This is a genomic window from Odoribacter sp. N15.MGS-14 (assembly GCF_000980245.1).
GTDB lineage: Bacteria > Bacteroidota > Bacteroidia > Bacteroidales > Marinifilaceae > Odoribacter > Odoribacter splanchnicus.
In genome coordinates this window covers 1-3,508 of sequence record NZ_LARE01000121.1, presented here as the reverse complement: position 1 = coordinate 3,508, position 3,508 = coordinate 1, and the positions used below count along the sequence as shown (strand labels likewise).

Here is a 3,508-nt window from a genome sequence, read left to right as displayed (position 1 = left end):
CACCTTTTGTACAGGGGATAAAGAAAGGAAAATGTCTTACGGCTGTTGAAAGACGGGAAAAGTTAAGGATTTTGCAGGAAAAGATTGAAAGGGATGAGGCAGATGCCAGTATTGCTATCGGTTTCCCCTCTTTGGATTCGACTGCGACTACTTCCGGACAGATCACGAATCTGAAATTACCCGTATCCCGCGAAGATGTTTATTTGTCCTGGATTGGAAGTGGTTTTGGGGTAGGAGTTCAGGGAGGCTTGTCTATTCTTTTTGAGCAGGAACAGATTTTAATGGCCCTCTTTGAAGGGTGGCGGATTTACCGGGAATATCTGGAACGAATGCAGGGATTAAGGGGAAACCAGATCAATACCTGGAACGGACAGTGGTTGGCTCATTATTTTAGTGATCATTTTATAGAGGATGAACCTTTGATCGGTTTCCAGCCTTTTGCTGCAAAAGAGGACGGTTATGAAGTGGTTACCCGGAGCTGGACCGATGTTCTGATGGCAATTGCACGGGAGATCAAGGATGTACGGATGATGGGGTATGTGTATAGTTTGGGACAAACCAACATCACGGTCGGTTTTATTCCTTTTGTGTTGACTGAAATCCGAAGGACCGTGGAGCTTTATATCAAATTATTCGGTATGAGGAATGCAAAAAAAGCAGAGCATTTGTTCGGTACAGCCTATGGATTTTTACGTTCATGCCAGATGGGGATGATTGGAGTGTCGGCATTAGAACCCAAAGGCCTGAAAGAATATATGATGAAAGGAAAGATTCCGGTATATGACGCTGAAAATGAAGAAAAACGAATTAATTTTTATACTTACATAATTTGGATATTAGCTATGTTGAATAATGAAGATTTGTGGGAAAAATCCCGGGAAATTGCTCAAATGTTACATACCTATGTACTTGGGGATAAAAAAAGTAACATGACAAGGAGGAATCAAGTGAATAAGATATTGGAAACTAATTCCCGAATGATTTTTCTGAATGAATTGCAGCAAATTATTCCTCAAATTCCTGATATAAAATTTGCAGAGGATATCGGAAAACTTATTCATTCAATGCCAGTGGATAATATTCCTTATTTTTTGACTTTAGTCCGGTTTAATTATGCGATAGTTTGTAATCAATAAAATTGTAATCCAATGAAACCATACATTTACATCAGAACACTGAAACATGCAGAACATACTGTATTCTGTGTGCAGGAAGGACAGAAAGCCTATTTTGATCCTTTATTTAACCGGATGGTGCCTTATTCAAGCGGGCAGCAAATAAAACGTTGTATCCTGACAACTTTGACCGATGATCTGAACGTACCGATGGCTCCAATTACTTTTAATTATAATATAACGAAAAAAGATGGTCTGGAAAATAAAGAAACCTGGGCTCCCTGTGATCCCAGGTATATCGACCAGTTGATTGGAGGCTGGATGCGGGCTGGAAAGGATATGGTTGCTTTAAAACGCCGGAGTCCTTTGTCGGTATCTGCGATGCGTCCCATTCATCCTTTATTGGGAGGCCTCGAACGGGATAAAGAGAATATCACCTTTGACCGTAGTGACCGGCCTGAGTGGCATCCGGTTAATGTACGGATAGAGGGTAGTGACCGTTTAATGACAAAGGAAGAAATAGAGGCATATTTGCAGAATAACAACCGTACTTTAACCAAACGGATTTGGATTCCTGACAATACCCGGGCAACAGGTTTGTTTGTTGCTGACATGGCTATTGATTTGAGGGCTTTATTTTGCGTTACCACCAATCAGCATGAACCGGAATTGTCCCCGGAGATGATTACTGCCCTGGAAGCTGAAGGGTGGGTGAAATCGAAAAATGTTTTCGGAGAATGTCTGGTCATGCCGAAGGCTGAAAGAGAAAAGATCATTCCTGTATTGGCAAATGCTTTGATCAATTGGCGGATTACTTCCAATCAGGCCCGTACTTTTAGTCTGATGGAGACATTGGCGCTTGCTGTAAGTGATAATGCAAACCATATTGCCGGGGCCATCCGGACCAAGCTGATTGAAGAAGGCGACAAGCCCAAAGCGAAATTAATCATTGACGAGACAGCAGGGGCCGAAGTGTTTGTGACGTTGCCCTGTGCGAGTTATGTGGTTACGGTGAATGAAAGGGCAACTGCTTTGGAAGAAGCGGAGAAGAAGCTGACGGATATGATGATGGCGTTTGATTATGAGAATCAATAAGGCGCATAGAAACAGTTCCTGCCAGGTGATTTTGGTTGCCTGGCAGGGGATTAATGAGAACTGGTAGAATTGAAATAAGCCGCGGCTAACAGGTTTTCCTCCAAGACCATATTCTAAATTGAACTTGATAGAATTGAAATTGTAGTTGGTCATGTACCCCCCTTGTCAAGCGTTTTTTTAATAGGACTTTGGGAATATCTATTTAAAAAAGAAATCCAGCATTTTCCTGAAAAATCTCTGTTTGCCGGGAACGGCTTGATCGGCATCCGGGCTTTCGTCTGTAAATTGCTGAAGTAACTTTTGCAGCCATTCATAAGTCTGCTGTGCAGTCCATACATCTCCTGTTTCGATGGCTTTTCTGCTTCCGGTATCGGGTATTTCCCATAAAATGCATAATTGATCATCGGGGAATAAAAATGAATCTTCGTTTTTGATAGAATTAGCTGGTAAAAGACGGAACTTTATATTGTTTTGTGCTGAAATGGCTAAAAGATGATGATCATTGGAATTGAAACAATATTCTGATGTTGTTCCTTGCTCTGTATCGAATTTCCTGGCGTATTGGATTAACTTACGCCAATTCTCCCGGCTTGTTTCCAATAACATATAATCATTGGTATCTTTGTAAAAAGAAAAATTTTCTGCCCCGATATACTTTTGGAATTTGCTGTATTCTTCCGAATACACTTTTAAATAATCCTGAAGAATATCGAGCAATTCTTCATAAACTGCATTTTCTAAATGGACTGCATTGTTACCTAGTACTACGAATGTCTTCGTGTTCTGATAGGAATGTCCCCGAAGTATAATATCATTCAGAGAATATGTTTCCAGTTTGTTTATGAGTTGAAGAATGGTCTTATGATCCAGAGTGATCATGATTGTCCGGTTACAAAAAGAAATAACACAACTTCCCTCTTCCTTCAATTTCGAGGGCAGGAAACCATTAAGTGCTATATTTTCTGTTGACCGCCAGAAATGATTATGTATTGAAAGCGAGTTTGTAACTTTCCTGCTTGCCTTGTATACCTCCGGAGGTAATAAATTGAATTCCACAAGTTGAGCTTCAGCAAATACTTTCAATTTTGAAAGTTCAAATTGTTTTTTCAAGATTTTATATTCTCGTTCGATTTTCCATTTTTCACGTTGTGCATATTCCAAAAAAAATCGTTCGGCAGGTTCACTGAACGGATGCCGGTTTTTCTGACTGTTATTATGCAAAGATTTGGTTGGTAAAATATTTTCCAGACTATCAATAGTGAAATCGTCTGCTAAATGATATTTCCGTATTTTTTCCT

General features: G+C 40.1%; 3 protein-coding genes. 2 read left to right on the top strand and 1 reads right to left on the bottom strand.

Annotated features, from left to right (window positions below):
- Together WS34_RS14275 and WS34_RS14270 are read left to right on the top strand one after the other, a co-directional pair.
- Positions 1-1,136: hypothetical protein (locus WS34_RS14275; RefSeq protein WP_046405667.1), on the top strand; the 1,136-nt coding region annotated here is incomplete at its 5' end.
- A gap of 12 nt (positions 1,137-1,148) precedes the next feature.
- Positions 1,149-2,210, top strand: a complete 1,062-nt coding sequence (locus WS34_RS14270) for a CRISPR-associated protein Cas7/Cst2/DevR, subtype I-B/TNEAP (protein ID WP_046403487.1) — start codon at positions 1,149-1,151, stop codon at positions 2,208-2,210.
- A 198-nt stretch (positions 2,211-2,408) separates the two neighbouring features.
- Here the strand turns inward: WS34_RS14270 and WS34_RS14265 are convergent.
- Positions 2,409-3,508 (bottom strand): hypothetical protein (locus tag WS34_RS14265; protein ID WP_046405666.1); only part of this gene is annotated, 1,100 nt, incomplete at its 5' end.